Source organism: Arthrobacter sp. Y3224198, assembly GCF_059090025.1.
Window position 1 is genome coordinate 102,097 of the sequence record NZ_JBNHFG010000010.1, and the last position, 14,580, is coordinate 116,676.

The window sequence follows — 14,580 nt, forward strand, 5'->3', positions numbered from 1 at the left end:
AGGATCACTGATCCTGCGGGCCTTCTTCGGTTTCCGCGTGCCGCCGGCAGGCGGATCCGGACTAGTTCCGGGCGGCGGGCTCCCCGGCGTAGAACGGGTAATCCGTGTATCCCTCGGGACCGAAGGAGTAGAACGTGGTGACGTCCGGGGTGTTCAGGGGCAGCCCCTCCTGCCAGCGGCGCACCAGGTCCGGGTTGGCGATGGCCGGCCGGCCGACCACGACGGCGTCCGCCAGTCCGTCTTGCACCATGGCCAGGGCCTCCTCACGGGTGGTGATGACGCCGAAACCGGAGTTGAGGAACACCGGACCGCCGAAACGGCTGCGCAGGGCCTGGACCAGGTCCCCGGCAGGATCCCGGTGCAGGAGGCTGAGGTAGGCAAGTCCCAGCGGCGCAATGGCATCCGTGAGGGCTCCATAGGTGGCCAGGACATCGGCCGGATCAGTCTCCAGTGCTCCCTGCACGTTGTGCTCCGGGGAGAGCCGCAGGCCAACGCGGTCGGCTCCGATTTCGGCCGCTACGGCACGCACGCTTTCAATGACGAAGCGGGCACGGTTCTCCGGGCTTCCGCCGTAGCCGTCCGTGCGCCGGTTGGATTCCGGGGAGAGGAATTCATGCAGCAGGTAGCCGTTGGCCCCGTGCAGCTCGACGCCGTCAAACCCTGCGTCCACGGCGGCACGGGAGCCGCGTACGAAGTCGGCAATGACGCCGGCCAGCTCCTCCGTTTCCAGTGCGCGCGGAACCGGGTAGGCCTGCTTGCCGTCGTAGGTGTGGGAGAGCCCGTCCACCGCAATGGCGCTGGGGGCGACCAGTTCCAGCCCGCCGGTGGTATTCGTGTGGCTCACGCGCCCGGCGTGCATCACCTGCGCGACAATGCGGCCGCCCGCGTCGTGCACCGCGTCCGTGACCGTGCGCCAGCCGTCCAGCTGCTCGGGGTCAACCAGGCCGGGCTGCCCGGGAAATCCCTGGCCTTCACGGCTGGGATAGGTGCCTTCGCTGACAATCAGGCCCAGCGACGCGCGCTGGCTGTAGTGCTCGGCCATCATGGGGCCGGGGACCCCGTCCCGGCCGGCACGCTGGCGGGTCAGCGGGGCCATCACGAGTCGGTTGGACAGCTCAAGGCTGCCGGCAGTCATGGGGGAGAACAGGTTCAAGGGTGACTCTTCCTCTAGGGCGCCGGTGCAGCGTCCGGGGACGGCGGCAGCGGCAGGTTTGGTTCATAAGCGGCAACCGGGATCCGGCCCGCCCTATTCCACCGGCCCCGTCTTCCAAGGGCTGCCTGCGCTGGCTAGCATTGCCGAATGGTCCGGACTGTCTACTATGCGTCGGCCTCCCTGGACGGCTTCGATGCCGCCGGCTTCAACCCGGCAGGATTCAGCTCCGCAGAGATCCTTGCCGCGGGACTGGATCCCTTTTCCACCCGCCGGCCCGCCGGGACGGAGGTGCCGTCGGCGGTGGGTGCGGTGGTGATGGGCGCAGGCACCTATGCCCGGTTGACCCGGCAGGTCGAGGAACACGGACCGTCGGCCTGGGACTGCCCGCAGGCGCCCGTCTGGGTGTACACCCACCACGAGTTTCCGGGCATGGAGGGGGCGGATGTGATGTTCGTCCGCGGTCCCGTCACGGAGTTCGCGCCCGACATCGCCGACTCCGCCAACGGGTCCGACGTGTGGCTTCGCGGCACCGGCCTTGCCGGCCAGTACCTGCAGGAGGGCCTGCTGGATGACCTGCATCTGACCCTGCATCCGATGCTGCTGGGCCGGGGACAGTCCCTGCTGCCGGGCGCGGAGTTACGGCAGGCGCAGCTGGTTAGCTCCGAGCCCGCCGCGGACGGCAGCCTCCGCCTGCACTACTCCTTCCGGACGGATGCCTAGCGGGACTCGCGGATCATGTTGGTGATCCGGGCGGTGGACAGCCGCCGTCCCTGGTCATCCGTCATCACCACTTCGTGGGTGGTCAGGGTATTGCCCAGGTGCAGGGCGGTGGCGGTGCCGGTGACCAATCCCGAGGACACCGAACGGTGGTGCGTGGCACCGATCTCAATGCCGACGGCGTGCCGGCCCGGTCCGGCATGCATGCCCGCCCCAAAGGAGCCAAGCGTCTCGGCCAGGACCAGGTGCGCACCGCCGTGCAGGATCCCGGCCACCTGTTCGTTGCCCTCCACGGGCATGGTGGCGACCAGGCGTTCCGGGGTCATCTCGAGGAACCTGATGCCCATCTTGACAACCAGCCGGCCGACGCCGTGCGAGGCCAGCCAACTGTGCATCTGGACCGGGACGCCGGCGTCCAGGAGTTCCTGCGTGTATGGGTTGGTGTCGGCCTCGGGGCCGCCTGGGCCCGGCGTGAAAATCTCGCTCATGGCAACTAGGCTTGCATCTGTGAGTGAAACTACCAAACTGGCCGGCACCCCCCTTCAAGACAGCGGAAAAAGCAGCACTGCGGAAGAGGGCAGCGCCAACAACGGCATAACCGGCACCGGGGCTCCGGCCGCCGCAGCCGTTTCGCTCGGCACCGTAAATGCCGGGGGACACAACCGGCTCCTGGTGATCGACGGTCACTCAATGGCGTTCCGGGCCTTTTACGCCCTGCCGGCGGAAAACTTCTCCACCGACACCGGCCAGCACACCAATGCCGTATACGGTTTCACCTCCATGCTGATCAATCTGATCAAGGAGGAGAAGCCCACCCATGTGGCAGTGGCCTTCGACCTGGACACCCCCACGTTCCGTTCCGAGGAGTATTCGGAGTACAAGGGCGGGCGGAACAAGACCCCCGAGGAATTCCACGGCCAGGTGGACCTGATCATCAAGGTCATGGAAGCCATGCGCATTCCCACGCTTTCGATGGACGGCTACGAAGCAGACGACATTTTGGCCACGCTGGCCGCCAAGGCCTCCGCGCTGAACTGGGACGTCATGGTGGTCTCCGGGGACCGCGACGCGTTCCAGCTGGTGAACGACCGCGTCACCGTGTTCTACCCCAAGAAGGGTGTCTCCGACCTGCCGCGCATGGATGCTGCCGCAGTGGAAGCCAAATACCTGGTGCCGCCGGACAAGTACTCCGACCTCGCCGCCCTGGTGGGCGAGAGTGCCGACAACCTGCCCGGCGTTCCGGGCGTCGGACCCAAGACCGCCGCCAAGTGGATCGGACTGTACGGCGGCCTCGAGGGAATCCTGGAAAACCTGGACGCCATCAAGGGCAAGGTGGGGGACTCCCTGCGCGCGAACATCGAGGACGTCAAGCGCAACCGGCGGCTGAACCGGCTGCTGACGGACCTGGACCTGCCGGTGGACCTGGACGCCATGGCAGCGCAGCGCCCGGACCGGGAAGCCGTGGAGGAACTCTTCGACGCCCTGCAGTTCAACGCCCTGCGCAAACGGCTCTTTGACGTCTATGGCGAGGAAGAGGGTGCCGGAACCGCGCACGCAGAAGTGGCCGCCCCGGCACACAGCATCATCACCGACGCCGCCGCACTCCGGGATTGGCTGCGCGCCACGAACCAGGCCCGGACCGCGGTCCAGCTGGTGACTGAAGGGGCCGCAGCCTCGCGTGACGTCACCGGCGTCGCCCTGGTCACGGATGCCTCGGCTGCCTACGTTCCGCTCACGGAACTCGACGCCGAGGCCGAGCAGGTCCTGGCCGGCTGGCTGGCGGACCTGGACGCCCCTAAGGTGGTCCACGACTTCAAGGAGGCCTACAAGGCCCTGGCCGCCCGCGGACTGCACCTGGCCGGGGAGGTGGATGACACCGCCATCTCCGGTTACCTGATCCAGCCCGACCGCCGCAGCTATGAGCTGGCGGACCTCGCCCAGTACCACCTGCGGATGAACATTGTTCCCGCTGCAGCAGCCAGCAACCAGTTGGAACTCTCCCTGGGCGATGAAGACGCCGCTACTCCGGCCGTGTCCAAGGCATTCGCCGCACTGCGTCTGAGCGAGCACTTTGCCGGCCAGCTGGTCGAACGCGGCGCGCACCAGCTGCTGGGCGGCCTGGAACTGCCCCTGTCCGAGGTGCTGGCCGAAATGGAACTGGCCGGCATCGCCGTCAGCTCCGAAAAGCTGGACCGGCTGCTGGATGACTTCAGCGCCACGATCACCCACGCCAGCGAGGAAGCCTTCCGGATCATCGGCAAGGAAATCAACCTCGGGTCCCCGAAGCAGCTGCAGGCGGTGCTCTTTGATGAACTCGGACTGCCGAAAACCAAGAAGATCAAGACGGGCTACTCCACCGACGCGGACGCGCTGACCGACCTGATCGTCAAGACCGGCCATCCCTTCCTGGAGCAGCTGCTGGCCTTCCGCGACGCGTCCAAGCTGCGCTCCACCGTGGAAGGGCTGCGCAAGGCGGTGGCCGACGACGGCCGCATCCACACCACGTACGCCCAGACGGTCGCGGCCACGGGACGGCTCTCCTCGGTCAACCCGAACCTGCAGAACATTCCGATCCGTTCCGAGGAGGGACGCCGCATCCGGGAAGTCTTCGTGGTGGGTGAGGGCTACGACGAGCTGCTCACCGCAGACTATTCGCAGATCGAAATGCGCATCATGGCGCACCTCTCGGGCGACGAAGGGCTGATTTCCGCTTTCCAGGCAGGCGAGGACCTGCACCGGTTCGTCGGCTCCCATGTGTTCAACGTGGCTCCCGAAGAAGTCACCAGTGCCATGCGCTCCAAGGTCAAGGCCATGTCCTACGGGCTGGTCTACGGGTTGAGCTCCTTCGGCCTGTCCAAGCAGCTGGCCATTCCGGTGGACGAAGCACGGACCCTGATCCGGGACTACTTCGAACGCTTCGGCGCCGTCCGCGACTATCTGCGCGGCGTCGTCGAGCAGGCCCGCAAGGACGGCTTCACCTCCACCATCGAGGGCCGCCGACGGTACCTGCCGGACCTGTCCAGCGACAACCGGCAGCTGCGCGAAATGGCTGAGCGGGCCGCCCTGAACGCGCCCATCCAGGGGTCCGCTGCAGACATCATCAAAAAGGCGATGCTGGGCGTGGACGCCGAACTGAAGGCGCAGGGCCTGAAATCCCGGATGCTGCTGCAGGTCCATGATGAACTGGTGCTCGAAGTGGCCCCGGGCGAGCGGGACGCGGTGGAGAAGCTGGTGCGGGCGCAGATGGGCTCGGCCGCGGATCTGTCCGTGCCGCTGGATGTCTCGGTGGGCCAGGGCGTCAGCTGGCACGAAGCCGGCCACTAGGCGGAGTATCGGGCCGTCGGGCGCTCGGGCAGGGCAGCAGGGCAGGGCTGGGCGCAACCAAAAAGGGCACAACCAAAGGGGAAGCATGGGGACGGTCGGAACGGCGGACGGACTGCGGATGGTGTCGTTTCCGCCCGGATTGGACCCGGCCCGGCCCGACGCCGTGGATTCCCGGACCCTGAACTGGTTCGAGGCCGTTAAGCTGGGCTTCCATGAGGAACGGGCCGATCCGCTGCACCTGCCGGCAATGGTGGACGCGTACCTTCGGGACGGGCGTACCCTCACCGCGATCTACGACGACGAAGCACCGGAGTACGCGTCGGATCCGGCCGTGCCGGTGGCTACGTACGCATCCATGGTCAACCGGCTCAACGTCGGCGGCACCGAGCTGCTGCCCGCGCATCTGATCACCATGGTCACCGTGCGGCCCACCCACCGGCGCAGGGGGATCCTGCGGCGGATGATTACCTCGGACCTGGCCGCCGCCAAACAGGGCGGGATGGCCTTGGCGGCACTCACCGCCTCCGAAGCGACCATCTACGGGAGGTTCGGTTTCGGTGCCGCCAGCTCCACGGCCGGTGTCGAACTGGATATCCGGGGCGGCCTGGAGTTCAGCGCACCGCCGGAGGGAACGGTTGCCGTGGCCGACAGCGGCAAACTGCAGTCCCTGGCACCCGAGATCTTCTCGGGCCACCTGGACCGGACCTTCGGTGCACTGGGACGGCAGCATTCGTATGCCCTGCGTGCCTCCGGAGCCTGGGGTGAGGAAAGCAGCCGGCCGGACAAAGCTCTGCGCGGTGTCATCCGCTACAACGACCAGGGCATGCCGGACGGATATGCGGCCTACAAGTCCTTGGGCTGGCGGACGGAACCGCACACGGTGCGCGTCACGGACCTGGTAGCGGCGAGCGACGAAGCCTACCGCGAATTGTGGCGCTACCTCGGCTCGATTGATCTGGTGGAGCGGCTGACCTTCAACGAAGCCCCTGTAGAGGATCCGCTGCCCTGGATGCTGGCAGACCGGCGGCGGTACAAGGTTAAGGACGTTGAGGACGTCCTCTGGCTCCGCATCCTGGATCCCCGGGCAGCCCTGGAGGCACGCGGGTATTTCGGGGACGGGAGCGTCCTGCTGGAAGTGGCGGATCCCCTGGGGCTGGCCGCCGGAACCTGGCTGCTGGAGGTGCGCGGCGGGGTCGGACAAGTCCGCGCGGCGGAACCCGGACACGCGGACGTCCCCCGGGCGGAGCTCGACGCAGCGGCCCTGGGTTCCCTGTACCTGGGCGCCGTCAGCGGGCGGACCCTGGCAGCCGCCGGGGGAGTGAGGGCTTCGGATGAGGCCCTGTCCCTGCTGGACTCACTGTTCACGGCAGGACCGGCGCCCTATTGCAGCACGCATTTCTAGCCACCCGCCGTCGGTTTACCGCGGTCCGGACCAAAACCGAGTGGTTTCGCGGTCCGGCCGGGCCGGCCCCCTTTGACCTGCGTTGACGGGTCCGGCTAGACTGATCGGGCGCGTAATAGCGCAAGTTATTACCCATCCTGTCCATCTCCGGACAAACAAGCTGTGTGTCAGAGGCATTTTGGTGCCTAGGGCCTGCACTTGGGCAAGTATCTTGCTTGCGGCGGGCCCCTGGGCCTGTTGCGGGTTAAGCGGAAGCCAGTCCGGAATACATAACAACTTCCACATCGGAGTCCCAACTACATGACCATCACCACCAACGAGAAGTCCGGTACCCCGCAGGTCGCCATCAACGACATCGGTACTGCCGAGGACTTCCTCGCCGCGATTGACGCAACGATCAAGTACTTCAACGACGGCGATCTCGTCGAAGGTACCGTTGTCAAGGTCGACCGCGACGAGGTCCTGCTCGACATCGGTTACAAGACCGAGGGTGTCATTCCTTCCCGCGAGCTTTCCATCAAGCATGACGTTGATCCCGGAGACGTTGTCTCCGTTGGCGATCAGGTCGAAGCCCTGGTGCTCACCAAGGAAGACAAAGAAGGCCGTCTGATCCTGTCCAAGAAGCGCGCACAGTACGAGCGCGCCTGGGGCGACATCGAGAAGGTCAAGGAAGAAGACGGCGTCGTTACCGGTACCGTCATCGAGGTTGTCAAGGGTGGTCTTATCCTCGACATCGGGCTGCGCGGCTTCCTGCCTGCATCCCTCGTGGAGATGCGTCGTGTCCGCGACCTGGCTCCGTACATCGGCCAGCAGATCGAAGCCAAGATCATCGAGCTGGACAAGAACCGCAACAACGTGGTCCTGTCCCGCCGTGCATGGCTCGAGCAGACCCAGTCCGAGGTTCGCTCCACGTTCCTCAACAAGCTGGAAAAGGGCCAGGTTCGTCCGGGCGTTGTTTCCTCCATCGTCAACTTCGGTGCCTTCGTGGACCTGGGCGGCGTCGATGGTCTGGTTCACGTCTCCGAGCTGTCCTGGAAGCACATCGACCACCCCTCCGAGGTTGTTGAAGTTGGCCAGGAAGTCACCGTTGAGGTTCTGGAAGTTGACCTCGACCGCGAGCGTGTCTCCCTGTCGCTGAAGGCTACGCAGGAAGATCCGTGGCAGACCTTCGCCCGCACCCACGCCCTCGGCCAGGTTGTTCCGGGTAAGGTCACCAAGCTGGTTCCGTTCGGTGCGTTCGTCCGCGTCGAAGACGGCATCGAAGGCCTGGTCCACATCTCCGAACTGGCCGTGCGCCACGTGGAGCTGGCAGAGCAGGTTGTCTCCGTTGGAGATGAACTGTTCGTCAAGGTCATCGACATCGACCTCGAGCGTCGCCGTATCTCGCTGTCCCTCAAGCAGGCCAACGAGGGCGTCGATCCCGAGGGCACCGAGTTCGATCCGGCTCTGTACGGCATGGCCGCAGAGTACGACGAAGCCGGCAACTACAAGTACCCGGAGGGCTTCGACCCCGAGTCCAACGAATGGCTCGAAGGCTACGAGACCCAGCGTGCCGCTTGGGAGCAGCAGTACGCTGACGCCCAGGCCCGTTGGGAAGCCCACAAGAAGCAGGTCGCCCAGCACAACTCCGAGGACATCGCTGCTGCATCGGAATCCCACGATTCCGGCACCACCAGCTACTCCTCCGAGCCGGCCGTTGCCGAGACGGGTGCCGGCACGCTGGCTTCCGACGAAGCACTGGCTGCACTGCGCGAGAAGCTCACGGGAAACTAATTCCCTCCGGTTCCACGGTTCGGTAACCGGACCGCGTAACTGACAAAAGCGGGTCCCCACCTTGGTGGGGACCCGCTTTTGCGTGTGCCGGCTAGGCCGATCCGCGGACCACAAGGGAGGTGGGCAGGCGGGTGATCCGCTCCGCAGGACGGCCTTCGATCAGGTCCACCAGCACCTCGGCCATCTTCTCGCCCAGCAGCGGGATCGGGTGGTGGATAGTCGTCAGGGCCGGGGTGACGCTCGTGGCGTAGTAGTCGTCGTCGAAGCCGACGACGGCGACGTCGTCGGGAATCCGCAGTCCGCGCTCCTTGAGTACCGAGTAGGCCCCGGCAGCCATTTGGTCATTGGCCGCGAACACTCCGTCCAACGGCCGCCCGCGCTCCAGCAGCCGCCGCATGGCGACGGCGCCGGAGGCAACAGTGAAGTCGCCGGTCTCGACCAGTGCGTCGCTGAGGCCCGCCTGGCGCACCGCTTTGCGCCAACCGGCGAGCCGGTCCACGCCGGGGTGCATGTCCTGCGGTCCAGCGATGGTGGCAATGTGGTGCCTGCCGCCGGCAACCAGGCGGTTGGTGGCGGCAACGGCGCCTTCCTCGTTGTCCACTTCCACGAAGTAGGCTTCGGCGGAGTCCGTCAGGGGACGCCCGGCAAAAACAAGCGGCAGGGACCCGTTCAGGTGCGTCCAGGAGTGGTCGCCGGTGTGGTGGGAGACCACCAGAACGCCGTCCACGTTACCGCCCAGCAGGTACCGGCGGGTTTTGTCCGGGTTCGATTCCGAGGACGTCACCATGTTCAGCATGTACTCGGTGGTGTTCAGGTACCGGGCCACGCCTTCGACGACGGCGGCGAAGAACGGGTCCGCGAATACCTTCGACGTGGATTCCGGGACCAGCAGTGTCACTGTGTACGTGCGCCTGCTCGCCAGAGTGCGGGCGGCACGGTTGGGTACGTAGTTGAGGGAGCTCACGGCCCGCTGGACCGCACTCACCAGGCGCGGGTCGACGGACGGTGATCCGTTCACCACCCGCGAGACAGTGGCGCGGGAAACCCCGGCCAGGGCCGCGACCATTTCCAGGGTCGGGGCCGGGCGGACCTGGCCGGAATCGGTGTTCACTGTGCTCTCCGTGTTTCTTTCCCCGTTGTGTGCAACCGGACCGGCCGGCTGCTGCCCAGCTTACGGGAGATCACACCGTTGAAGCTGCCGCTGTGGCGCTTCGGCCGGAAGCGATCAGGCGGCTGTACGCCTGGCCGCTGTCCTTTACCGTCCGTACCTGCGTTTCGTAGTCCACGTAGACAATGCCAAAGCGCTTGCTGTAACCCCAGGACCATTCGAAGTTATCCAGCAGCGACCACACGAAGTAGCCCCGGACATCGGCTCCCGCTGCCATGGCTTCGCCCACGGCCCGGATATGGTCCAGGATGAACTGCGTCCGTTCGGGGTCGTGGACACTGCCGTCGCCGCTGACCTCGTCGTCGTAGGCCGCACCGTTCTCCGTGATGTAGAGCGGCGGCAGCTGCGGATACTCCTCGCCCAGCCGCACCAGCAGGTGGCGCAGCCCGTCCGGGTTAACCTCCCAGTCCATTCCCGTCCGTGGCAGGCCCCGGCTGGGGAACGTGATGTGCTCCGCACCGATCCAGGGTGAGGCCGTGGGGCGGCCGGCACCCCCGCCGTGTCCGTCCGACCCGCTGGTGTCGGGATGCCCGCTGATCTGGTCGTCGTGGTAGTGGTTGACGCCCAGGAAATCGATGGGCGCCCCGATGATCTGCATGTCGCCGGGAAGGATGAGCTCATGCAGCCCGAAGGGCTCCAGATCCCGGAGTGAATCCTCGGGATAGGCGCCGCGGAGAATCGGGTCCAGGAAGATCCGGTTCTGCAGCGAGTCGAACAACCGGGCTGCTTCCCGGTCAACCGGATCCGCCGGGTCGCGGGGTATCGAATTGCTGAGGTTCAGGGTGATGCCCACCTGCTCGGCGCCCAGGCTGCGCAGCTCGGCAGCCGCCATGCCGTGGGCAAGGTGTTGGTGGTGCACCGCGGCCACCGCGGCGCGCGGATCCTGCCTGCCGGGTGCATGTGCTCCGGATCCGTAGCCCAGCAGCGAGGAGCAGAAGGGCTCGTTGAACGTGGTCCAGTGCGCCACCCTGTCACCCAACTCCGCGTAGACGTCCCGGGCATATTCAACAAAACGGTAGGCGGTGTCCCGGTTGGTCCATCCGCCGCTTTCTTCCAGCGCCTGCGGGAGGTCCCAGTGGTAGAGGGTGAGCCACGGCAGGATTCCGGCCTCGAGCAGTTCATCCACCAGGCGCGAATAGAAATCCAGCCCCTGCCGGTTGACGCTGCGTCCGCCGGGACGCACCCGTGCCCAGCTGGTGGAGAACCGGTAGGAGTCCAGCCCGAGATCCTTCATCAGGGCCACGTCCTGCGGCATCCGGTGGTAATGGTCCACGGCGACGGCGGGTGTATCGCCGTTCCTGACGTTGCCGGGCGTTGCGGCAAATGCGTCCCAGACGGAGTCTTCCTTCCCGTCCTGGTGCGCTGCACCTTCCACCTGGGCAGCCGCGGTGGCCGATCCCCAGATGAATCCGGCCGGGAAGTTGTTCCACTCGGGGGTGTTGTTCGTCATTAGCCCTTCACTGCTCCCTGCATGATTCCGGATATAAGTTGTTTTCCTGCCAGCACAAAGAGGATGAGCAGGGGAATGGTGGCCAGCACGGCACCGGCCAGGACAACGGCGTAGTCCACGTAGCGGGACGACTGAAGCTGGCTGAGTGCCGTTTGGAGGGTCGGATTACCGGCGTCGAGGACCAGCATCGGCCATAGAAAGTCCGTCCAGGCGGACATAAAGGTGAACAGGCTCAGGATGGCCATGGCCGGCCTGGCCGCGGGCAGCGCCACATGCCAGAAGGTCCGGATCATGTTGGCGCCGTCCATGCGGGCCGATTCGATGAGTTCGTCGGGGATCACGTCCACCAGGTACTGCCGCATAAAGAACACGCCGAAGGCCGTGACCAGGGTGGGAACAATGACGGCGCCGATTTCACCGGTCCACCCGAATTCCCGCATCACCATGAAGAGCGGAATGATGCCCAGCTGGGTGGGGATGGCCATGGTGGCCACGACGGCGATCATCAACGCGCCGTTGCCGCGGAACCGCAGCTTGGCGAAGGCGTAGCCGGCGAGGGTGGAGAAGATGACGACGGAGACGGTAATGATGCTCGAGATCAGGATGCTGTTCCACAACGCGGTCCAGAACGGAATGGTGTCCAGCACCTCAGCAGCGTTCGTCCAGAAGTTGCCGCCCGGCAGCAGCGGCGGATACGTCAGCCCGACGGCTTCGTTGGACCGGCTGCCTACCACTGCGGACCACCACAAGGGATAGGCGGATCCCAGGAAGAAGGCCAGCAGCAGCCCGTAGGTCAGGAAACCGGGGCGCAGCCCGTTTCCGAAGACGCGGTTCCGCAGGCCCGGGCCGCGTCGGGCCGGCCCCTGCCGGGCCGGGACTGCGATGCGGCCCGGCTTGCCCTTGCGCTCGATGACACTCACTTTTTCATCCCTTTCACGGCGGCGCGGCCGCGGGACCGTTTGCCGTCCGAGGAGGCTATCCGCCTGGACAGGGCCAGGTTGATGACTCCGATGACAATAATCAGCAGGAACAGCAGCCAGGCGATGGCCGATGCCTCGCCGAAGTCCTTGCGCTGGAAACCCATTTCCCAGAGATAGAGGACCGTGGTCTGGAACTGCCGCTGGGCGCCGCCGGCGTCCGTCGGATCCAGGAGCCGGGGTTCCGTGAAGATCTGCAGGCCGCCGATGGTGGAGGTGATCACCACGAAGATCATGGTGGGCCGGATGCTCGGGAGGGTGATGCTGAAGAACCGGCGGACCGCACCGGCGCCATCGAGGGCTGCCGACTCGTAGATTTCGCGCGGCACCGACTGCATGGCAGCCAGGAGGATCAGCGCGTTGTAGCCGGTCCACCGCCAGTTGACCATGCTCGCTACGGCCACGTGGCTCGGGAAGGTCTCGGTCCGCCACATGATGGGGTCGATCCCGAAGTTGCCCAGGACGCTGTTGATGAGTCCGTACTCCTCACCGAACATGTTCGTGAAGATCAGGGCCACGGCGACCGGCGTCACCACGTAGGGGACCAGGACACTCATCCGCCAGAAGGTCCTGGCGCGGATGTTCTGGTCCAGCACGGCGGCAATCAGCAGCGCTCCGGCCAGCTGCGGGATCGCCGAAAGCAGGAAGATGCTCATGGTGTTGAAGAGCGAATTCCAGAAGAAGCGGTCAGCCAGGACGTTGGCGAAGTTGCCCAGGCCGACGAACTCTCCCTGGCCTTTCAGCAGGTGCCAGTCATAAAGGGACACGTAGAACGTGTAGACCAGCGGGAACAGGCCCACGAGCGCGAAAAGGATGAAGAAAGGGGAAATGTAGAGATAGGGGGATGCTTTGAAATCCCAGACATTCAAACGCTGCCGGAAAGACGGTCGCGGTTTGGTCACCGGCGCTGCGGACGCGGGCGGCTTGAGGGTTGCGGTCATTTGATTCTCACAGTCCATGCGGGGGCCTCCGGTCTCCCGGAGGCCCCAACGGGGAGCTAGTCTTCCACGACCTGCTCGTTAAGGAGTTTGATTGCCTCGTTCCAGGCGCCTTCGCCGTCCATGCTGCCTGCATCAAGCTGTGTCAGGGCAGCTCCGAAGACCTTCTCCTGGATGACCGAGTCGTCCGGGCCCTTGAACTGCGCCTTCACGCCTTCAGCGCGGGAGGCCAGGATTGCTCCGGTGGGGGCGTCGTTGAACACCGGGTTGGGAGTGGCGTCTTCAGCCAGCTGCTTCTGGGCGTCCAGGGTGCTGGGGAAGTTGTTGGCCGCTGCGGACTGCTTGACCTGCTGCTCCGGTGCCGTGAGCCAGGCGGCCAGTTTTGCCGCTTCTTCCTTGTGTTCGGACTCCTGCGAGACTGACAGGAAGGCGCCGCCCCAGTTCGAGGCACCGCCCGGGAAGACATCTGCGAAATCCCAGCCGGAATCCTCGCCGCTGCCGGCGGATTCGAGCTGCTCCTGAATGGTACCCAGCATCCAGCCCGGGCAAACGAAGGTGGCGAAGGAACCGTCAGTGAAGGAACGCCCCTTGCCCCAGTCCCACTTCTTTTCGTTGGCGGAAAGCCCGGCTTCCGTTCCGGCAGCAAGCTGCATGAACTGTTCCTTCATGGCGGCGTTGTCTTCGATGTTCAGTTCGCCGTCCTTGGTGTAGTACCCCTCTTCCATCTGGTTCACCATGGAGTTCCAGACAAAGCCGGACTGGTCGTACCAGGGAAGTCCGGTCTTCTCGAAGTACTGGTTTCCGAGCTCGAAGTAGCGGTCCCAAGTGGCGTCGTCGCCGCCGAAGAGCTCGGCTACGGCCTCCCGGTCGCTGGGCAGGCCCGCTGCCTCAAACAGTTTCCCGTTGTAGCAAAGCCCCTGCGGACCGATGTCCGTGCCGTAGCCGATCACGCGGCCGTCGGCATCCGTGCCCTGCTGGTATTTCCAGTCGACCCAGTTGTCCTTGATGTCCTCGGCGCCGTAGTCGTTCAGGTCCACGAACTCGTCGGACACCTCCATCACGGCACCGAGCCAGCCTTCCTCAATGGCCACGACGTCGCTGACGCCGGAGCCTGCGGCCAGTTTGGTGAAGAGGTCGGTCTGGGCATTGGCGCCGCGGTCAATGTTGTTGGCACGGATCTTGATGCCGGGGTTGGCTTCTTCGTATTCCGCGTAGAGATCGTCGTAGCCGAAGGTGCCGAATGTGGTGATGGAGATTTCCAGGGGATCCTCCGCGGTTCCCGCCTGGCTGTCGCCGCCGCCGCAACCTGCGGCGAGAAGGGCCAGCACGGCGGCGCCGGCCACTGCTCCTGCCCGGTTCTTAAAGTTCTTCACGGTCACTCCTTTGTGTGTGGGTCAAACGGGGGGATGCGTGGACCGTGCCTTGAGCTGAGCCGGGCTGATCCGTCGGGGTGGAACATGCGGTGGAACGTCTGGTGCATTGGAACCTGGTTCGGTGGAACCCGGTGCGTTGGAATCTGGTGCGTTGGAATCTGGTGAGGTGGAGCCTGAAGCCATCCTGGCATCAGACCCGCCTTCATGGACCGGTGAGAGAGCGCTCTCTGGTCTTCGTGAGAGCCTAGGTGTGACTTGCAGCACTGTCAAGAGAGCGCTCTCTCACTCACGGTCCGGTCCGGGCA

Annotated in this window: 11 protein-coding genes; 4 read left to right on the plus strand and 7 right to left on the minus strand. The window is 65.4% G+C overall.

Going from position 1 to position 14,580, the window contains the following annotated elements:
- Nucleotides 1–61: 61 nt before the first annotated feature.
- On the minus strand, nt 62–1,135 hold the full coding sequence (locus AC5RUF_RS07925) for an alkene reductase (protein ID WP_494130226.1): 1,074 nt from the start codon (nt 1,133–1,135) through the stop codon (nt 62–64).
- A 165-nt stretch (nt 1,136–1,300) separates the two neighbouring features.
- On the opposite strand from AC5RUF_RS07925, the gene AC5RUF_RS07930 reads away from it, so the two are divergent.
- Nucleotides 1,301–1,873 (plus strand): dihydrofolate reductase family protein, encoded by a 573-nt coding sequence (locus AC5RUF_RS07930; protein ID WP_493997362.1) that lies wholly within the window; start codon nt 1,301–1,303, stop codon nt 1,871–1,873.
- Here the strand turns inward: AC5RUF_RS07930 and AC5RUF_RS07935 are convergent.
- Nucleotides 1,870–2,358, minus strand: coding sequence for a PaaI family thioesterase (locus AC5RUF_RS07935; protein WP_493997361.1), 489 nt, complete (start codon nt 2,356–2,358; stop codon nt 1,870–1,872). The two genes, AC5RUF_RS07930 and AC5RUF_RS07935, sit on opposite strands and share 4 nt — an antisense overlap.
- A gap of 19 nt (nt 2,359–2,377) precedes the next feature.
- Between AC5RUF_RS07935 and polA the strand changes: the two genes are divergently transcribed.
- From polA to rpsA, 3 genes are all read left to right on the plus strand, one after another.
- On the plus strand, nt 2,378–5,194 hold the full coding sequence (gene polA / locus AC5RUF_RS07940) for a DNA polymerase I (RefSeq protein WP_494130211.1): 2,817 nt from the start codon (nt 2,378–2,380) through the stop codon (nt 5,192–5,194).
- 85 nt (nt 5,195–5,279) lie between these two features.
- Nucleotides 5,280–6,596, plus strand: a complete 1,317-nt coding sequence (locus tag AC5RUF_RS07945; RefSeq protein ID WP_494130212.1) for a GNAT family N-acetyltransferase — start codon at nt 5,280–5,282, stop codon at nt 6,594–6,596.
- Between the two features lie 300 nt (nt 6,597–6,896).
- Nucleotides 6,897–8,369, plus strand: a complete 1,473-nt coding sequence (gene rpsA / locus AC5RUF_RS07950) for a 30S ribosomal protein S1 (protein WP_227911299.1) — start codon at nt 6,897–6,899, stop codon at nt 8,367–8,369.
- Between the two features lie 91 nt (nt 8,370–8,460).
- Here the strand turns inward: rpsA and AC5RUF_RS07955 are convergent, their stop codons facing one another.
- The 5 genes from AC5RUF_RS07955 to AC5RUF_RS07975 all read right to left on the minus strand — a co-directional run bounded on the left by AC5RUF_RS07955 (nt 8,461) and on the right by AC5RUF_RS07975 (nt 14,275).
- Nucleotides 8,461–9,435 carry a LacI family DNA-binding transcriptional regulator gene (locus tag AC5RUF_RS07955; protein WP_494130227.1) on the minus strand — a complete coding sequence of 325 codons (975 nt, stop codon included), beginning with the start codon at nt 9,433–9,435 and terminating at the stop codon, nt 8,461–8,463.
- Nucleotides 9,436–9,550: 115 nt separating this feature from the next.
- Nucleotides 9,551–10,987 carry a GH1 family beta-glucosidase gene (locus AC5RUF_RS07960; RefSeq protein WP_493997045.1) on the minus strand — a complete coding sequence of 479 codons (1,437 nt, stop codon included), beginning with the start codon at nt 10,985–10,987 and terminating at the stop codon, nt 9,551–9,553.
- Nucleotides 10,987–11,826, minus strand: a complete 840-nt coding sequence (locus tag AC5RUF_RS07965; RefSeq protein ID WP_493997050.1) for a carbohydrate ABC transporter permease — start codon at nt 11,824–11,826, stop codon at nt 10,987–10,989. Before AC5RUF_RS07965 ends, AC5RUF_RS07960 begins: the two co-directional genes overlap by 1 nt.
- Before the next feature lie 77 nt (nt 11,827–11,903).
- The gene (locus AC5RUF_RS07970; protein WP_493997046.1) at nt 11,904–12,905 is read right to left on the minus strand and encodes a carbohydrate ABC transporter permease; all 1,002 of its coding nucleotides are present in this window, start codon (nt 12,903–12,905) and stop codon (nt 11,904–11,906) included.
- A gap of 56 nt (nt 12,906–12,961) precedes the next feature.
- Nucleotides 12,962–14,275 carry an ABC transporter substrate-binding protein gene (locus tag AC5RUF_RS07975; RefSeq protein WP_493997047.1) on the minus strand — a complete coding sequence of 438 codons (1,314 nt, stop codon included), beginning with the start codon at nt 14,273–14,275 and terminating at the stop codon, nt 12,962–12,964.
- Between the last annotated feature and the right edge of the window lie 305 nt (nt 14,276–14,580).